The 15055-nt window shown below is 69.9% G+C and carries 17 protein-coding genes; 8 read left to right on the top strand and 9 right to left on the bottom strand.

Annotation, left to right across the window (positions count from 1 at the left end):
• Nucleotides 1–58: 58 nt before the first annotated feature.
• Together ABD327_RS34020 and ABD327_RS34015 are read right to left on the bottom strand one after the other, a co-directional pair.
• Complete coding sequence (locus ABD327_RS34020; RefSeq protein WP_344457089.1) at nt 59–1573, bottom strand: FAD-binding oxidoreductase; 1515 nt, start codon at nt 1571–1573, stop codon at nt 59–61.
• 224 nt (nt 1574–1797) lie between these two features.
• Nucleotides 1798–2130 (bottom strand): nucleotide pyrophosphohydrolase, encoded by a 333-nt coding sequence (locus ABD327_RS34015; protein WP_344457087.1) that lies wholly within the window; start codon nt 2128–2130, stop codon nt 1798–1800.
• 67 nt (nt 2131–2197) lie between these two features.
• Between ABD327_RS34015 and ABD327_RS34010 the strand changes: the two genes are divergently transcribed.
• The 4 genes from ABD327_RS34010 to ABD327_RS33995 all read left to right on the top strand — a co-directional run bounded on the left by ABD327_RS34010 (nt 2198) and on the right by ABD327_RS33995 (nt 5214).
• Nucleotides 2198–2671, top strand: coding sequence for a hypothetical protein (locus ABD327_RS34010; RefSeq protein ID WP_344457085.1), 474 nt, complete (start codon nt 2198–2200; stop codon nt 2669–2671).
• Entirely contained in the window at nt 2661–3494 is an 834-nt protein-coding gene (locus tag ABD327_RS34005) for an alpha/beta fold hydrolase (protein ID WP_344457083.1), read from the top strand. The genes ABD327_RS34010 and ABD327_RS34005 overlap by 11 nt, the downstream gene beginning before the upstream one ends.
• A 129-nt stretch (nt 3495–3623) precedes the next feature.
• Nucleotides 3624–4199: a Pycsar system effector family protein gene (locus ABD327_RS34000; RefSeq protein WP_344457081.1), complete on the top strand. Its 576-nt coding sequence runs from the start codon at nt 3624–3626 to the stop codon at nt 4197–4199.
• Nucleotides 4200–4449: 250 nt separating this feature from the next.
• Nucleotides 4450–5214, top strand: coding sequence for a hypothetical protein (locus ABD327_RS33995; RefSeq protein WP_344457079.1), 765 nt, complete (start codon nt 4450–4452; stop codon nt 5212–5214).
• 55 nt (nt 5215–5269) lie between these two features.
• On the opposite strand, the gene ABD327_RS33990 is transcribed toward ABD327_RS33995, so the two are convergent.
• Complete coding sequence (locus ABD327_RS33990) at nt 5270–6604, bottom strand: lipase family protein (RefSeq protein WP_344457078.1); 1335 nt, start codon at nt 6602–6604, stop codon at nt 5270–5272.
• Between the two features lie 170 nt (nt 6605–6774).
• A complete protein-coding gene (locus ABD327_RS33985; protein ID WP_344457076.1) occupies nt 6775–7401 on the bottom strand; it encodes a TetR/AcrR family transcriptional regulator in 627 nt (208 codons plus the stop codon).
• A 77-nt stretch (nt 7402–7478) separates the two neighbouring features.
• Between ABD327_RS33985 and ABD327_RS33980 the strand changes: the two genes are divergently transcribed.
• Nucleotides 7479–7886 carry a RidA family protein gene (locus tag ABD327_RS33980; protein ID WP_344457074.1) on the top strand — a complete coding sequence of 136 codons (408 nt, stop codon included), beginning with the start codon at nt 7479–7481 and terminating at the stop codon, nt 7884–7886.
• 151 nt (nt 7887–8037) lie between these two features.
• Here ABD327_RS33980 and ABD327_RS33975 read toward each other — a convergent pair whose 3' ends face one another.
• Both ABD327_RS33975 and ABD327_RS33970 read right to left on the bottom strand, forming a co-directional pair.
• Nucleotides 8038–9288, bottom strand: a complete 1251-nt coding sequence (locus tag ABD327_RS33975) for an erythromycin esterase family protein (protein WP_344457072.1) — start codon at nt 9286–9288, stop codon at nt 8038–8040.
• A gap of 45 nt (nt 9289–9333) precedes the next feature.
• On the bottom strand, nt 9334–10362 hold the full coding sequence (locus ABD327_RS33970) for a helix-turn-helix transcriptional regulator (RefSeq protein ID WP_344457070.1): 1029 nt from the start codon (nt 10360–10362) through the stop codon (nt 9334–9336).
• A gap of 64 nt (nt 10363–10426) precedes the next feature.
• On the opposite strand from ABD327_RS33970, the gene ABD327_RS33965 reads away from it, so the two are divergent.
• A complete protein-coding gene (locus ABD327_RS33965; RefSeq protein ID WP_344457067.1) occupies nt 10427–11632 on the top strand; it encodes an epoxide hydrolase family protein in 1206 nt (401 codons plus the stop codon).
• A gap of 180 nt (nt 11633–11812) precedes the next feature.
• Here the strand turns inward: ABD327_RS33965 and ABD327_RS33960 are convergent, their stop codons facing one another.
• On the bottom strand, nt 11813–12556 hold the full coding sequence (locus ABD327_RS33960; RefSeq protein WP_344457064.1) for a hypothetical protein: 744 nt from the start codon (nt 12554–12556) through the stop codon (nt 11813–11815).
• 53 nt (nt 12557–12609) lie between these two features.
• Nucleotides 12610–12834, bottom strand: coding sequence for a hypothetical protein (locus ABD327_RS33955; RefSeq protein WP_344457062.1), 225 nt, complete (start codon nt 12832–12834; stop codon nt 12610–12612).
• Between the two features lie 233 nt (nt 12835–13067).
• Here ABD327_RS33955 and ABD327_RS33950 point away from each other — a divergent pair, with 233 nt between their 5' ends.
• Nucleotides 13068–13799 (top strand): hypothetical protein, encoded by a 732-nt coding sequence (locus ABD327_RS33950; RefSeq protein WP_344457059.1) that lies wholly within the window; start codon nt 13068–13070, stop codon nt 13797–13799.
• 284 nt (nt 13800–14083) lie between these two features.
• Nucleotides 14084–14287 carry a peptidoglycan-binding domain-containing protein gene (locus ABD327_RS33945; RefSeq protein WP_344457057.1) on the top strand — a complete coding sequence of 68 codons (204 nt, stop codon included), beginning with the start codon at nt 14084–14086 and terminating at the stop codon, nt 14285–14287.
• 113 nt (nt 14288–14400) lie between these two features.
• On the opposite strand, the gene ABD327_RS33940 is transcribed toward ABD327_RS33945, so the two are convergent.
• The gene (locus tag ABD327_RS33940; RefSeq protein ID WP_344457054.1) at nt 14401–14979 is read right to left on the bottom strand and encodes a hypothetical protein; all 579 of its coding nucleotides are present in this window, start codon (nt 14977–14979) and stop codon (nt 14401–14403) included.
• Nucleotides 14980–15055 lie beyond the last annotated feature (76 nt).

Genomic DNA, 15055 nt, shown 5'->3' with positions numbered 1-15055 from the left:
ACCGCCGGAGTGAACGACCCGGACGCGGCCCGAGGTACCAGATAGGCGAAGCGCGTCCTCAGGACGCGAGGTCCTCGGCGACGAGGGGTGAGCCGATGCTCTGGCCGTAGCGGAAGACGCCGGACGGGTCGTAGCGGGACTTGACCTCGGCGAGGCGGTCGTAGTTCGCGCCGTAGTAGGCGGTGTGCCAGCCGGGCAGGTCGGGATCGGGGAAGTTGACGTAGGCGGCCGAGGTCCGCAGCTTCCGGGCCAGGACGTCGTAGATGGCGCGGATCTGCCGGATCAGGCCGTCCACCACGTCGACGGAGGACTTCACGGACCAGGAGGCGCCGATGTCGATCACGAAGACGGCGCGGCGGTGGGGGAAGGCGGTCTCCGAGGGGGCGAGGGCGGAGACCGCGCCGCCCATCGCGAACAGCGTGACGTGTCCGGAGTTGCCGGGCAGGCCCGGCCGCCACCGGCCTATCCTCTCCATGACGGCCGTGATCGCCTCCTCGTCCGGCCACCGGGTCGGCACCAGGGACTTGGCGGCCATCGCCTCCCTGCCGGACTTCAGCGCCAGCCGATCCTGGGCCCGCCAGAAGCCGCGCTGCTCGATGAACCGCCGGGTGGGTGACAGCGCCAGCAGCGGGGCCAGGACCTTCCGCAGCCGGTCGTCGGTGCCGAGGTACTGTCCGAGCACCGCGATCGAGGCCTTCCCTTCGCCGGGGTGGGCGAACCCGACGCGGACGTCGAGGCGGCCCGCGCGCTCGTCCCGCTGGAGCATCTCGCGCACGGCGTCCATCACCTCGACCCCGCGCTTCAGGGAGAAGGACAGGTCGAAGACCGTGGAGACCTGGCGGTCGACCCTGACGGCGTCGAAGACGAAGGCCGTGTTGACGCCGAAGTTGCCTCCGGCGCCGCCGCGGCAGGCCCAGAACAGGTCGGCGTTCTCCCGCTCGGTGGCGCGCACCAGGGTCCCGTCGGACAGGACGACCCGGGTCTCCACCAGCCGGTCGCAGGTCAGCCCCCACCTGCGGTCGTTGAACCCCAGCCCGCCGCCGAGCGTCAGCCCGGCGACGCCCACTCCGGGGCAGCGCCCGCCGGGGAAGTACAGGCCGGTGCCGCCGGTCCCGGCCCGGTACACGTCGGAGTTGGTGGCGCCGCCTCCCACCGCGAGCCGGTCGCCCCGCGGGCTCACCGCCCTGATGCGCCGCAGGTCGATCAGCAGGCCGGTCGTGGTGGAGTACCCCGCGTAGTTGTGGCCTCCCGAGCGCGGGGCCAGCGGCATGCCGTGCCTGACGGCCCAACGCACGGCCGTCTGGACGTCTCGGGCGCTGCCGCAGGAGACGATGCCGGCCGGGCGCAGGGCGGAGTAGCGCAGGTTCTGCGGGAGGGCGAGCGCGGTGTAGCCGGCGGTACTGGAGAAGTACAGACGCGAGGCGGGACTGAGCGCCCGCCGAAGGTTCCGCCAGGCCGAGCGGTCGGGGACGGCGCGGCGGAGCGCGTCCGCGGCGGTGGGGTCGAACAGCCCGGTGGCCAGCCCTCCGGCGGCCAGCAGGCCTGCCCGCAGAAGATCACGTCGATCGTGCACGGGTCCACTCCTCGGGCATTGCAGGGACGCGTCGGCGGGCACCGACGCCTCCGGCTGCGTGGCGGCTTGACCATCTCCCCAATGATCACCTGATGTGATCTTTCGATAACTTTTCGTGCGAGAAAGTTCCGGTCATGGAACAGGACGCGCCCGGCAGTGGACGCGAGGACCGGCCAGGAGAGCGAGCAGGCCTGCCGATTCGCGCCCGCAGGCGAGAAGTGGCCTCAGTCCCCGTAATACCCCTCGGCATACCGGCGCGCCACGATGTCCGCTTTCTTGTTCGTCGCCTCGATCAGGTCGACGCCGAGCACGTCGGCGAGTTCCAGCAGGTAGCTGAATACGTCCGCCAGTTCCGAGCGGACGGCCTCGGCCTTCTCCGGCGAGTCCATCACCCGGCGCGACTCCTCCGGTGTCAGCCACTGGAACTCCGCCAGCAACTCCCCCGCCTCGCCCGCGAGCGCCATCGCGAGGTTCTTGGGGGTGTGGAACGGCGCCCAGCCCCGCTCGTGCACGGCCTGCCGCAGCCGGGCGGTCAGCTCTTCCAGTCCTGTCTCCATGGAGGGAATCCTTCCGAAGAAGTCACTACTTGACGAATCAGAGCAAGTACTTGCTATCGTTCGTCAAGTGAGTACGAGGGAACACGTCGCGCTGGTCCGGGAGCTGATCGAGCTGGTCGAACGGCGGATCGTCGATCCGCTGGAGATCCTCTTCGGGTCGGACGAGCAGGTGGAGCCGGTCCGCGACCGGCTGCGGATCGAAGCCGAGGTGTGGGCGGCGCAACTGCTGGGGCCCGACGAGGCGCTCGCCGTCCGGATGGCGGCGCGGCTGGTCGCGGCGGCCTTTCCGGGAGACGGGCCGTTCGACCCGCCCGACGAGTGGTGGCGCACGGCCTTCGGCCGGGCCGTCGCCCGGCGCGCGGGGCATCCGGGCAGGGACTCGGTGCCGTTCGCCACGGCGGGCGCGATGCTCGGCATCACCCGCCAGGGCGTCCACGACCTCGTCAAACGCGCGAAGCTCGACCGCCACCCCGACGGCGGGGTGACGACGCGGTCGATACACGAACGATTGAACCGACCCCGGGAGCGTCATGTCACATGATCTGACCATCACCGACCACGAAATCCCCCTCGCCGTGCGCGACTCCGGCGGAGACGGCGCACCCGTGCTCCTCCTCCACGGGCTCGGCGGAACCCTGGAAGCCTGGGACCCGCTCGACCTCGACGACCGCCGAACCGTGGCCGTGGACCTGCGCGGCCACGGCCACTCCGGCGACGGCCCCTGGGAGTGGGCGAGCATCCTGAACGACATCGAAGCCGTAGTGAAACACCTCGGACTCGACGAACCGGTGGTCGCCGGACACTCGCTGGGCGGCATGATCGCCGTACTGTGGGCGCTGCGCCACCCCGCATGTCCGGGCATCGTCGACCTGGACGGCCTGCGCTCCGCCGAGAGCGACCCCGGCAACTACCCGGGAATGGACCCCGCCGCACGGGACCGGGAACTCGCGAAGCTCAAGGCCGCGTTCGACGCGCAGGCCGCGGCCATGGGGCAGCCCCTCCCCGCCGAGCTCCGAACGATGTTCCCAGCCCGCGCCCTCACGAAAAGGGACGGGGAGACGTACGCGCGGCCGGACGTGAAGCTCCTCGAAGAGATCCGGTACACACCCGAGTTCCGCGACACGATCCCCCTGCTGCGTCAGGTCGCCTGCCCCACGCTGGTCGTGATCCCGACGCAGGACCCGCCCGGCATGTCGGGCGGAGAGCTCATGGAGGCGTTCCGCAGAGGCGTCCGCCGCGACCTCGCCGAACTGCCGCCCAACATCCGGGTCGAGGAACTCGAAGCGGGCCACGACATGCTCACCGCGCAACCGCAGGCCGTCGCCGCACTCATCACGGCCTTCCTCGGCCGCAGGACGGGCTGACGGCCGTTCCCGGTTTCAACCCGGTCTGTCCGCAGCAGGCCAGGTATTGCCGGAAAGGAACCTCGAGCCGCTGGCCGGAGGTCCAAAGGACGACACTCCTCGGACCTCCGGACAGTAGGGAGTTCTACGGTGACGGACCTTCGATCGTCCGATCCCGCCCGTTCCTCGCATCTGCCGGCGGCTCTCCCCGTCGAGGAACAGCTCGAAAGGGTGAACTGGCACATCCTGCGGAGCGATCAGATGCGTACCGGGGTCTCCGCCCGGGCGGGCGCGGTGCTCAGCACCAACGCCCTCCTGATCGCCGGGATCGCCCTGGCGTTCTCGTTGCGAAACCAGAAACCGGACACCGTCCTCGTGGTGATCGCCCTGGTCGTCCTGGGCTGCGTCGTCTTCTCCGTCGGCAACGCCGCGCTGGCCCTGGTGACCGTCCGAAACTGGGAGAGCCAGTTCGGGGAACCGGAGACGCCCGCTGCTTTTCTCTACTGCTACGCCGAACTCGACAAGCGCGTGAGCACGTTCGACGAGTTCAGGCACAAGGTGGTCACGACATCGCCCGAGGAGTCCCTGGAGTTCGCCCTCGCCGAGCTGTGGCGATGCGGACGCCTTCACGGATACCGGTACAGGAGGCTCCGCAGCGCCATGCTCTGGCTCCTGGCCGCCCTCTTCCTCCTCCTGGTCGCCGCCGCGGCCTCGGCACTCCGCTGAGCACGCGGTCCGGCGCCGCCCGAGCAGGGACAGGGGATGCTTGATCGGCGCCGACTCGGCCGATACCGACGGTGCGATCGGTCGCTCGCGTGCGCGTAGAGCGTGTTCCACGGGTCCCGGAACCGGGACATAGGCTGCCGGGGAAGCAACGCAGGTATGAACGGCGAACGTCATGAGGGGCATGAGGCTCTTTGCAGGTGTGCTCCTTCTCTCTTTGATCACCACGGCTTGCGGGTCGGAGACGTCATCCATGTCGGCTTCCGTGCCGCGTTATACGGCGACCGGAACCGTGCTCGAAGACGCGAGCCACGGTCCCCGGTTCTGCAAGATGGTCCTTAATTCAATGCCGCCGCAATGCAGTGGCACTGACCTCGTGGGCTGGGACTGGAGCTCCGTGAAGCATGAAGCCCGTGACGGCGTGAAGTGGGGCGAGTACGCCGTCGTCGGTACGTGGGACGGTACGCGGATCACGCTGACCGAATCCCCGAAGGCGCCGCGGCCTGACGATTCCGGCAACGAGTCCACCTTCGCCTCACCGTGCCCGACGCCGGAGGGGGGCTGGAAGCCGGTCGACCCGGCGAAGGCGACCGAGGAAGCGTTGCAGGCCGCTATGGAGATCGCCCGGAAGTCTCCCCAGTACGCGGGCACCTGGGTCGACCAGAGCTACCTCGGTGACGGCCCGATCAAGGAATCCGAAGCCAACGACCCCACGAAACTCGTGCTCAACATCAGGTTCACCGGTGATCTCGAAGGCCATGAGCAGCGGGTGCGGAAGGTCTGGGGAGGCGCGCTCTGCGTCTCCCCCGCGAAGTACACCGAGGCCGAGCTCCATGACATCCAAGGGGAGGTGAGCAAGGAGGTCCCGGGAATGCAGAACAGCAGCGTGAACGTCTTCGAGAACCGGGTGGGCGTGACCGTGTTCGTCGCTACCGAGGAACTGCAGCGGGAACTCGATTCCCGTTACGGCCCGGGGACCGTCCGCGTCTGGGGTGTCTTCGAACCCGTCTCCGAATGACGGAGCGGGCCCCGCCGTGGTGCTGTGGCGGGGCCCGCCGGGCCTGACGGGCCCGTCAGGGCTGGACGGGCAGCTTCCAGCAGCCGGAGGTCGTCGTCTTGCCCGCGAGGCGGTCGGCCATCCAGGCCACCGCGTCGCCCTGGTCGGTGAGGAGGGGGGCTAGGTGGTTCGTGAGGAGCTTGTCTCCCAGGTTCGGCAGGACGACCGGCACGTAGGTGACCTTGGCGCCCTTGCGGCACCAGTCCACGGCCAGCTGGCGGGCCTGCGCGTGCGGCACGATGTCGTCCTGGACGCCGGTCGTCAGCCGCACCGGGATCGCGGGCTTGAGCTTGCCGATGCGCTGCGCGTCCAGGACGGCCTGCGCTTCGGGCTCGGCCGCGATGACGGCGGCGATGGACTTGCCGCTGGTGGTCCACTGCGTGCTCGAGGCGAAGGCGTAGCGGAGGATCGCGTCGCCGACGCACATGGTGGACAGGTCCTTGAGCACGGCCCTGCCGGCGGCGCTGGTGTTGGCCTCGACGATGTCGCCCAGGGCGGGGTCGGACTGGACGAAGCCGCTGATCGACCAGCCCAGCGCGCCCACCAGGGCGCTGCCGTCGATGCCCTTCATGACGGCGGTCAGGTCGGCGGGCGGCGCGCCGACATAGGCGGCGGCCAGCTTGACGTCCGGCGCGTAGGAGGGCTGGACCTCCGCGGCCGCGGCACTGGCGCCGCCGCCCTGGCTGTAGCCGTACAGGCCGACACGGGAGGTGGACGTGATCGACGCCCCGGGCACGGCGCGCGCCGCGCGGGCCGCGTCCAGCAGGGCGTGCGCCTCGTCGAGGCGGTTGACGTAGGTGTGGAGCCGGTCGGTCGCGCCGAGGCCGACGTAGTCGGTGACGACCACCGCCGCGCCGGTGGACAGCAGGCGGTAGATCGCCAGGTCCTCGTAGGCGACCGAGAGTGTGTCGCCCGTCAGGGTCGCCGGGTGCTCCAGGGCGAACGAGGGCGAGCACTGGTCGCCCTGGCCCATGGTGCCCGAGCCCACCGCCACGAGCGGGCGGGGCCCTCCACCCTTCCAGGCCGCCGACGGCTCGATGTACGCGCCGGTCACCGCTACGGGCAGCCCGTTGGAGTCGGTGGACTTGTACATCAGCCGCGTCGCCGTGCCGGGCAGCGGACGTCCGTCCAGCCCCGGCAGGTTCAGACCGAGGGGCAGCGGCTCGGTGCGGATCAGCGCGCCGTTGGCGGAGGGCAGCTCGGCGGGCGGGTTGTAGAAGACGGGGATCGTCACTCCCCGGGAGACCACGGGCTCCGACTCCGGAGCCGAGGCCAGGGCCGTCCCGACGAGGGCGGTCGAAACGATGGCGACGGCCAGGGCCGAGCGCGCGAAGGGTACAGCGAGTCTCATGCTCACTCCAGGGGGTGGTCAGCGCTGCTCACACTGCCCGTCCGCCACCTGGAGGTCTATGGGTGGGGAGCACACTTGCCGCCCCTCCATCCACCTCTCCTTGATAAGGACATTCTCTCCAGAGGAGAGCTTCGCTTGGTAAGGGCATGGAAGGCTCAGGACTGATCTTTCTACCGGTCTTCGGGGAGGCGCAGCCGCTTCCAGCCGTGCTCGACCGATGAACGGCACCTGCCCGGGTCGTCTCCCACGCTGACGAACAGCGCGGCCAGCATGGGGGCGCAGTGGTCGAGCGTCCGGGGCGGCAGGGGGCCGTTGGCGACCAGGGAGACCAGCCCGTGGGCGATCGCCCAGCTCTGGATCGCCAGGTCCAAGGGGTCCGTGCCGGCGCGGAAGCGTTCGGCGTCCTTGGCCCGCCGAACGGCCTGGACCAGGTGTTCCAGGGTCGCGTCCGCAGCCTTGAGGTCTTCGAGGTCGAAGCTCGCGTCGAACATGACGCGGTACAGGTCGGGATGGTCCAGGGCGTTGCCGAGGTAGGCGGCGACCAGGGCGGTCAGGTCCCGCACCGGGTCCGCGGACTCCGCCACCGTCGTGAACCTGGCCGCCAGGCGGGTGAAGCCCTCCTGCCGCAGGGCCTTCCACATGCCGTCCATGCCGCCGAAGTAGGTGTAGACGGCCATCGTCGACACGTTGGTCCCGGCCACCAGCGAACGCAGGGTGATGGGCTCGCGGGTGCGGAGCATGTGCGCGGCCCGCTCGAGGAGCAGGGTGCGGATCGCCGGATCCTTCGTCCTCGCCATGGCAGCAGAATACATGGCATAGCAATGCTATGTTTTCTGGACCCCGAGCCCACGGGCTCTCACGACAAGGAGTCAGCATGGCCATCACCCTGGTGAACCCCGACGGACTGCCGAAGGTCGACCTCTACCGGCAGGTGGCGGTCGCCACCGGATCGAGGCTGGTGTTCGTCGCCGGCCAGGTCGCCCGCGACGCCGAGGGGAACAGGATCGGCGAAGGCGACCTCGCGGCCCAGGCTGAGCAGTGCTACCTCAACATCGGCACCGCCCTGGCGGAGGTCGGCGGCTCCTTCGACGACGTGGTGAAACTGACCGTCTACATCGTCGACTGGACCCCCGACAAGATGCCCCTGTTCATGGAAGGAGCCACCCGGGCCTTCACGAAACTGGGCGTCTCCCCTGTCCCGCCGCTCACCGGAATAGGGGTCGCCGCCCTGGCCGAGCCCGACCTCCTGCTCGAGATCGAGGCCACCGCGGTCCTCGGCTGAACGCGAGCGACCCCGCCGATCCGGCCGGTCGCCGTGATCGGACATCGTGCTCGGAAGAGGCCGCCTCGGCTTCGATGAGCCGGGGCGGCCTTCCTCCCCGGCCGCTCCGGCCCGCGCAGATCACCACTGCGCGCCGGTCTCCGTCGCATCGTCAATCGAGCAGGCGGGCCGGTGTCACGTGGCGGCGGTGGACGATGACGTCGAACCACTCGGCGGGCGAGCCGCCGGTCATGTGGTGGGCGGCGTCGTCGTCCGGGTCGTAGACGGGGCCTATGGCCCGGAATCTGGCCGTCCGGCCGAGCTGTTCGGCGACCGCGGAGGGGTGTTCCGCGCGGAGGTCGAGGAGGTAGTCACCGAGGCCGACGGCGCCGAGAACCGACTCGAAGAGCTCGGGTGCGGCACCGGGGACGTGGAAGATCTTCGATCCCGAGTAGGCGGCCAGTTCGCCTTCGCGGAAGGTGAGACCGATCGAGACGTAACCGGGCCCGAGACGTTCCCGTAGGAAGCTGCCCGCATTGGGCAGTGCCCGCGGAGGGGCGGGTGGGAAGCTCATCGCTCTTCCCGGGCCGTTGGAGGAGTGCGAGCTGGACGTCCACCACAGGACCTTCTGCCCGGTCTGCCGGTGCCACCAGGCGATGTTCTCGGCGAAGGAACGCTCGAAGCAGGCCATGTTGTGGGGGTCGTGCGGCAGGGAGTCATGGTCGTGGAGCTCGTAGAACTGGACGATCGTCCGCGCGGTCTGGATCGTCCGGGCATCATCGGTGAGGCTCCTCACCAGATCATGGGCAGTGCGGGCGCGGTCGACCCAGACCCTTCTGTCGGGAAGACTCCAGAAGCGGCCGATCTGGTCATGTATGTCTTGACCGGGACGAAGCTCGGCGTACAGGTCCTCCAGTTCTCGCGCACGGTGGGGCGCCGTCCTGCGTACCTGGCCGACGACCGCATCGTATGCCGCGTCTCTCGCCGGGTGCGGGCTGACACCGACGAGGCGCACGGGGTCTTCCGGGTGATCCCGGTTGAAGTCGCGCATCCACGCGAGGAGGCCGAGCACCTCCTCGGTGCTGGTGAAGGGCGCCGCGTCCTTCAGGAGAGCCCGCAGATCTCCCTCCCCCGTGCGGACGCATTCGTCAAGGCGGACGCCCCACGTCCAGTCCTGTTCGAGCGCGATGGCGCGGAAGCCGCCCTCCTCCACCAGGAGCCGGGCGATGCGCGCCTGCAGTGCGAACAGCTCGTGCGCGCCGCGCGTCCCGGCGCCGTAGCCGACGACCGACGCCTGGCCCAGCATGCCGAGCAACGGGCGCAGATCGTCCAGCGGCGCCGCCGGGTCCACCGTGGCCAAGGGATGGGACGTCTCTTTGATCCACTCGAGCACCGTCGAATGTTCGACCGAGGTGAAAGTCATGGCACGAGCATCGGACTTCAAGTGCGCTTGAAGTCAATCACACCGTTACCCGTTTCTCGTCTCCGTTTTGTCCGGACGGCGGAGAGGCCGCGGTACCGCCGTCAGGTGCGGGCGGGAGCTGTCGGCGGCGCGGCGGAGCCTCTCGGAGACCTCCTGAAGTACGGGGACCAGCTCCGGCGGGTCGAGCACCTCGAAGTCGAAGCCCTTGACCGCGACGTGGACGGCGATCTCCCGCAGGGAATTCGAGCCAGCGTGGAACACGCAGCTGTGTTCGTCGACCGCCTCCAGGCGGCCTGCGGTCGGCGAGGTGTGCGGGGCGACCTCCGCGAGAGGCGCGTGGAAGAGGATGCGTGCCTGGTAGGCGTAGGGGGCTGCGCTGATAGACGTGGAGACGTAGGCGGCGGTGTCCTCGTGCGGCGGGGGGCGCGGAGTGAAGCGGGCTCCCGGCTGACCGAGCGGGGGCGTGATCCGGTCGACGCGAAACGTCCGCCAATCCTTCCTGCCCGTGTCCCATGCCAAGAGATACCAGCGGTGCGGGGTGTGCACCAGCCGGTACGGCTCCACCTCGCGGGCCTGCTCCTGATCGCCTCGCCGGTAGCGCAGCCTGATCCGGCGGCGGTCACGGCAGGCCGCGGCGATCGCGGCGAGCAGGTCGGCGTCCACGCGCTCGGCGACCGTGCCGGTGAGCGGCACCACCGATGACTGGAACGCGGTGACCCGGTGGCGCAAGCGGGAGGGCAGTACCTGCTGGAGCTTGGCCAGGGCCCGCAGTGCCGCCTCCTCCAGTCCGGCGACGCTGCCGGTCGCCGCCATGCGCAAGCTGATCGTCACCGCCACCGCCTCCTCGTCGTCGAGGAGCAGGGGCGGCAGGGCGGCGCCGTGGCCGAGGCGGTAGCCGCCCGCGACCCCCGGGGTGGCGTCGACCGGGTAGCCCAGCTCGCGCAGGCGGTCGATGTCGCGGCGCACCGTGCGCAGGCCGACCTCCAGCCGTCCGGCGAGTTCCGCGCCGGTCCAGTCGGCGCGGGACTGCAGCAGTGACAGCAGGCGGAGCAGCCTGGCCGAGGTGTCCAACACGGGATTCATTATGCGCGGCCATTGGTGCCAGAAGCTGACACCAATCGTCGTTAGCGTCCGGGACATGGCAGACAACGCACCTTCCCCGATCACGCCGTTCCGCATCGAGGTCCCCCAGCGGGATCTCGACGACCTGCGCGACCGGCTGCAGCGCACCCGCTGGGCTCCGGAGGTCCCCGGAACCGGATGGAAACGCGGCGTGCCGACCGGCTACCTGCGCAAGCTCGCCGACCACTGGGCCGACGGCTTCGACTGGCGCGCGCGTGAGGCGGAGCTCAACGAACTCCCGCAGTTCACCACCACGGCCGGCGGCACCCGCCTCCACTTCCTGCACGTACGCTCCGCCGAACCGGAGGCCACGCCCCTCCTGCTCCTGCACGGCTGGCCCGGATCGTTCGCCGGATTCCACCACCTGGTCGGCCCGCTCACCGATCCGGCGGCCCACGGAGGCGATCCCGCCGACGCCTTCCACCTGGTGGTCCCGTCTCTGCCCGGCTACGGCTTCTCCGGCCCGCCCCCCGCCACGGGCTGGACCGACGGCAGCACCGCGGCGGCGCTCACCGAGCTGATGTCCCTCCTCGGCTACGAGCACTACGGCGTGCACGGCGGCGACGTCGGCGCGTTCATCGCCCCGCTGATGGGACGGCTCGCGCCGGAGAACGTCACCGGCGTCCACGTCAACTCCCTGCTCACCTTCCCCGTGGCCGACCCCCCCGTCATGGGGTCGCTGACCGGACGGGAACGCGAACGGCTCGACGGGATGAAGCGGTGGCAGGAGGAGCAGGGCGCGTACATGCAGCTCCAGGCCACCCGCCCGCAGACCATCGCCGCCGCGCTGCACGACAGCCCCGCCGGTCAGCTCGCCTGGATCGTGGAGAAGTTCAAAGACTGGACGGACCCCGCCGCCGAGACGCCCGACGAGGCGGTGGAGCTGGACGACATCCTCACCGACGTGAGCGTCTACTGGTTCACCGGCACCGCGGGGCCGTCCGCGCACACCTACTTCGAGCGGTTCAACGACCCCGCGATGTGGGCTCCGGAACCCCGGGGCTCGGTGCCGACGGCGGTCGCGGTGTTCCCCACCGACTTCTCGATCCGGCCCCTGGCCGAGAAAGCGCACCGCGTGGTGCGCTGGACCGAGTTCGAGCGGGGCGGCCACTTCCCGTCCCTGGAGACCCCGGACCTGCTGACCGACGACCTCCGAAAGTTCTTCCGCACCCTCCGGGAGCCGGTGTCGCGCGGCATCACGTACGGAGAGCCCGCGTCGTAGACGGCCTTCTCGTACGGCCAGGTCGGGTGGCCCAGACCGGACGTGTCGTCCACGGCCGGCCCGGCAGCCCCCGTCAGGTAGTACTCGCGGGAGGCGTCTCCGGTGAAGGGGTTCGGCCCTGCTCCGGCGGACCGGCGGATTCCGCCGCGAGGCTCCTCCACCGCTTGACCCAACGGCGGCTCATGCCGCCGGAGTCCGTCCGAAGGCGGCGGAGAGGGTCGGCGCGGGCGCGTCCAGAAGAGAACACCCCTGCTCGATGGCGGCCAGTGCGTCTTCGAGGCCGCCGTCGAGGTCGCGGAGGCCGGGTGCGAGGAGGCGCAGTGCCCGGGTGGAGGCCGAGCCCAGGCCGGGCAGGAGGCCACCCCGGAGGTCGTGCGCCCGGCCCGACCAGCCGGCGACCTCCACTCGCCCCGGATCGCCGACCCTGAGGAGATCGTCCGCGACGACGAGTTCCGCGGTCAGGCCCGCGTGGAACTCCATCAGGTGCCCCCGGGCCAGGACGGCTTCGGCACGGGCGTCGCCCCTGACCACCGTTCGTCCGAGTCCTCGAACACCTGCGATCGTCTGCGCCGCCTCCAGGCCGCCTTCGATCCGGACCTCACCGCCCGCGACGGCGAGGTTCTTCGCCCGGACGTCGCCCCGCACCCACAGGAACGGACCGGAGTCCCGCCCGGCGTTGATGATCCCGTCCGAGACGGCGAGGTCTCCGTAGACGGCCACGCCCAGGAACGCGCCCGGCCCCGCCTTCGGGACCCCCGTCCAGGCGTCGAGGGCGGAGAAGTCCAGCGGCAGGTTCTCCAGCCTGGTATCGCCCACGCAGACGATGACCGCCGCGCCGTCGTCGGCCTCGTCCAGGGAGAACAACGCCCGTAGGCCGAAATCCCGATCGGCATCGCGCAGGGAGGCGATTCTGATGTCGTTCATGGCAACCGGTGCTCCTTTCGTTTCGTCGACGGCGGACCCGCGGGCCGGCCAGGTCAGTCCCACCAGCGGGACAGGCGGAAGACCGCGCCCGTGAGCCTCACCTCGGCGACGGCGCACTCGCCGTCCTCGGCGCGCGCCCTCAGGCGGTAGAGGCGGACCCCGCCGGGGGCCTGCCAGGCGTCCAGGACGTGGACGCGGTAGCGGCGGCCCCGCCGGACGATGCACCTGGGCATCCCGGACGGGTCGGTCTCTGCGGTGATCGGTTCATCCCTCAGCACGCTCGAGAATCTACCCCGCGAACTCGATCACATGTTCGAATCACACAGGACATGCCGCACCGCTACCCGACCCTTGCCTCGGCTTTGCCCAGGCGGCACCGGCTACGGCGATGACACCGCGAAGGTCGGGGCCGAGGACCTGATCGTGTTGACGATGACGAAGAGGTGACCGGTTCCCCGTCTGAGTACGGGAGCGGATGGCGGGCTCCCCCGCGAACCGCGATCGTTGCACCATGCGCCGATTTCTGTTGGTCTCGTTGGCTCTGCTGCTGACCGGCGGGTGCGGGCTGGCGCCGTCCGCGGAGGAGCGGGCGGCCGAGGACGCGCGGGACAAGGCCCGCCGGGTCGGGCAGCAGCTCTACAGCGGCCGGGTCCGGGCCGCCCAGGACGTGGCCCACCTGGCGGGCGACATCGACGGCGTCGAGGTGATGCGGGTGAGCGGCACGACGACCGCGGGTGACGGGGCGGGAGTCGTCGTCCGGCTCTCCGGCACCTCGGCGCAGGGCCGGCCTTCGATGGAGAGCGTCACCGTGGTGCGCTGTTTCGAGCTGCGCTTCTCGACCGGGAGCGAGGGGGGCGACGAACCGCGCGACGTGGAGTGCCCGGCCGGCGAGCCTCTCGTGTTCGAGTCCTGGCCGAAGACTCCGGAGATTCCGGACGAGCGACTCCGGAAGGCCCTTCCCCTCGTGCCGCGTGACGGCGCGGTCGATGAGCGGGAGGTCCGCGAGGCCGTCGCCTCCCTCGGGCTCGATCCGGCGATCCATGCCGAGGTCAAAGCCGAGAACGGCGTGGTCGGGGTCCTTCTGCGGGTCAAGCCCTATATGAATGACGCCTTCGACTGCACCTTGGCCCGCGTCGCCCCGGGGCGTACGGACGTGTGGTCGCCTCCGCGGATCCAGCGCATGCCCGGAGAAGGGGGATGCTTCGTCTCCAGCGCCCTCCACCCGCTGCGGCCTCCGCACTGAACGCCGGCGGACGCGGTTCGGCGGACCCGGACCCATACCGCCATTGGCCGGGGTACCGAGTGGGACGGCACGGGTCGGCCATCGGCCGTGTTGCAGGTAAACACATTTATTGATCCATAACACTCATTTAACTGCAAAGCTTGATTGTCGCGTTCTGTGGGCATCTTGACTGGACAGGCGTGTCGTGTCCGGAAGAGGAGCCGTGTGAAGTGCTGATGTCCAGGGCGGCGAGAGAAACGCCGGAGCCGGCCGGTGAGACCGTGAAGGTGTCCCGGGAGTTGGAATTGAAGAAGCCGTTGATGCACGGTGAGGACGTCCGCGTCGTGCAGAGGGCGCTGAACGAGGCGGGAGCACGGCCGGAGCTGGTGGTCGACGGCCGCTACGGGGCGCACACGCGTGCCGCGGCGAAGGTCTACCAGGCCAATCACGGACTGCTCCCGGACGGGATCGTCGGCGAGAAGACCCTGGCCGGGCTGGGGCTCGCGTGAGGGGATCCTCTCGAAGGCGGATCCGGGTGTCCCGTTCGTCCAGGAACTCCGCCGCCCTCGTCTGAGAGCGGAACCGCGCCCGGGGCGGCGGGATGCCGCCGCCCCGGCGTCGTTCAGCGACGCGTGTAGTAGAACTCCGAGGCCATCGCCCCGTCGGGACCGTCGGCCTCCATCAGCAGGCTCATCATCTTGGACGTGCAGGAGAACTGCGCGAAGACCGGGATGAACGGGTTCACCTCGCCGCTGCGGTGGTAATTCGCGACCTTGATCGTGCTTATGGGCTTGCCGCCGATGAGGGTGGTGACGGTCGCCTTGCCGGTGGCCGACTTCGCCTTCAGCAGCAGGCTTCCCTTCTTCGCGCCCTTGAACGAGGACTTGAACGTCAGGCCCTTCTTGTAGGACTCCGCCATCCGGTAGGCCTTGCCGCCGGGCTTCTTGCCCTTGATGACGACCTTCTCGGAGCCCGCGAAGTCGAACTTCACCGACTTCTTGGTCACGGTCAGCTTGGTGCCGCCGCCGCCCTGCGAGGTGATCACCTCTCCGCCGACGTTGCTGTTCATCTTGTACTTGGTGAGCTTCCATTTGCCCACCAGGCACGACTTCGGCGCGGCCGAGGCCGAGGCCGGAACAGCGAGGACCCCGCCGGCCGCCACGGCGGCGGCCAGCATCAGACGGGCAGAGAGCGAGAACACGTCAACCTCCGTGGAAAAGAAAGATCAACTCAAGGTACAGCTTCCCGATCCACGGCAAATACCGAAATCCCACATG

It is taken from the genome of Actinocorallia aurantiaca (assembly GCF_039533685.1).
In the GTDB taxonomy this organism is placed as follows: domain Bacteria; phylum Actinomycetota; class Actinomycetes; order Streptosporangiales; family Streptosporangiaceae; genus Actinocorallia; species Actinocorallia aurantiaca.
This window is presented reverse-complemented; position numbering and strand designations above follow the sequence as displayed.

Coding starts and splice junctions, on each gene's coding strand:
- ABD327_RS34015 (WP_344457087.1), bottom strand. CDS start 2,130: ATGGAGACAGGACTGGAAGAGCTGACCGCCCGGCTGCGGCAGGCCGTG.
- ABD327_RS34005 (WP_344457083.1), top strand. CDS start 2,661: ATGTCACATGATCTGACCATCACCGACCACGAAATCCCCCTCGCCGTG.
- ABD327_RS33995 (WP_344457079.1), top strand. CDS start 4,450: ATGTCGGCTTCCGTGCCGCGTTATACGGCGACCGGAACCGTGCTCGAA.
- ABD327_RS33990 (WP_344457078.1), bottom strand. CDS start 6,604: ATGAGACTCGCTGTACCCTTCGCGCGCTCGGCCCTGGCCGTCGCCATC.
- ABD327_RS33985 (WP_344457076.1), bottom strand. CDS start 7,401: ATGGCGAGGACGAAGGATCCGGCGATCCGCACCCTGCTCCTCGAGCGG.
- ABD327_RS33980 (WP_344457074.1), top strand. CDS start 7,479: ATGGCCATCACCCTGGTGAACCCCGACGGACTGCCGAAGGTCGACCTC.
- ABD327_RS33975 (WP_344457072.1), bottom strand. CDS start 9,288: ATGACTTTCACCTCGGTCGAACATTCGACGGTGCTCGAGTGGATCAAA.
- ABD327_RS33965 (WP_344457067.1), top strand. CDS start 10,427: ATGGCAGACAACGCACCTTCCCCGATCACGCCGTTCCGCATCGAGGTC.
- ABD327_RS33960 (WP_344457064.1), bottom strand. CDS start 12,556: ATGAACGACATCAGAATCGCCTCCCTGCGCGATGCCGATCGGGATTTC.
- ABD327_RS33950 (WP_344457059.1), top strand. CDS start 13,068: ATGCGCCGATTTCTGTTGGTCTCGTTGGCTCTGCTGCTGACCGGCGGG.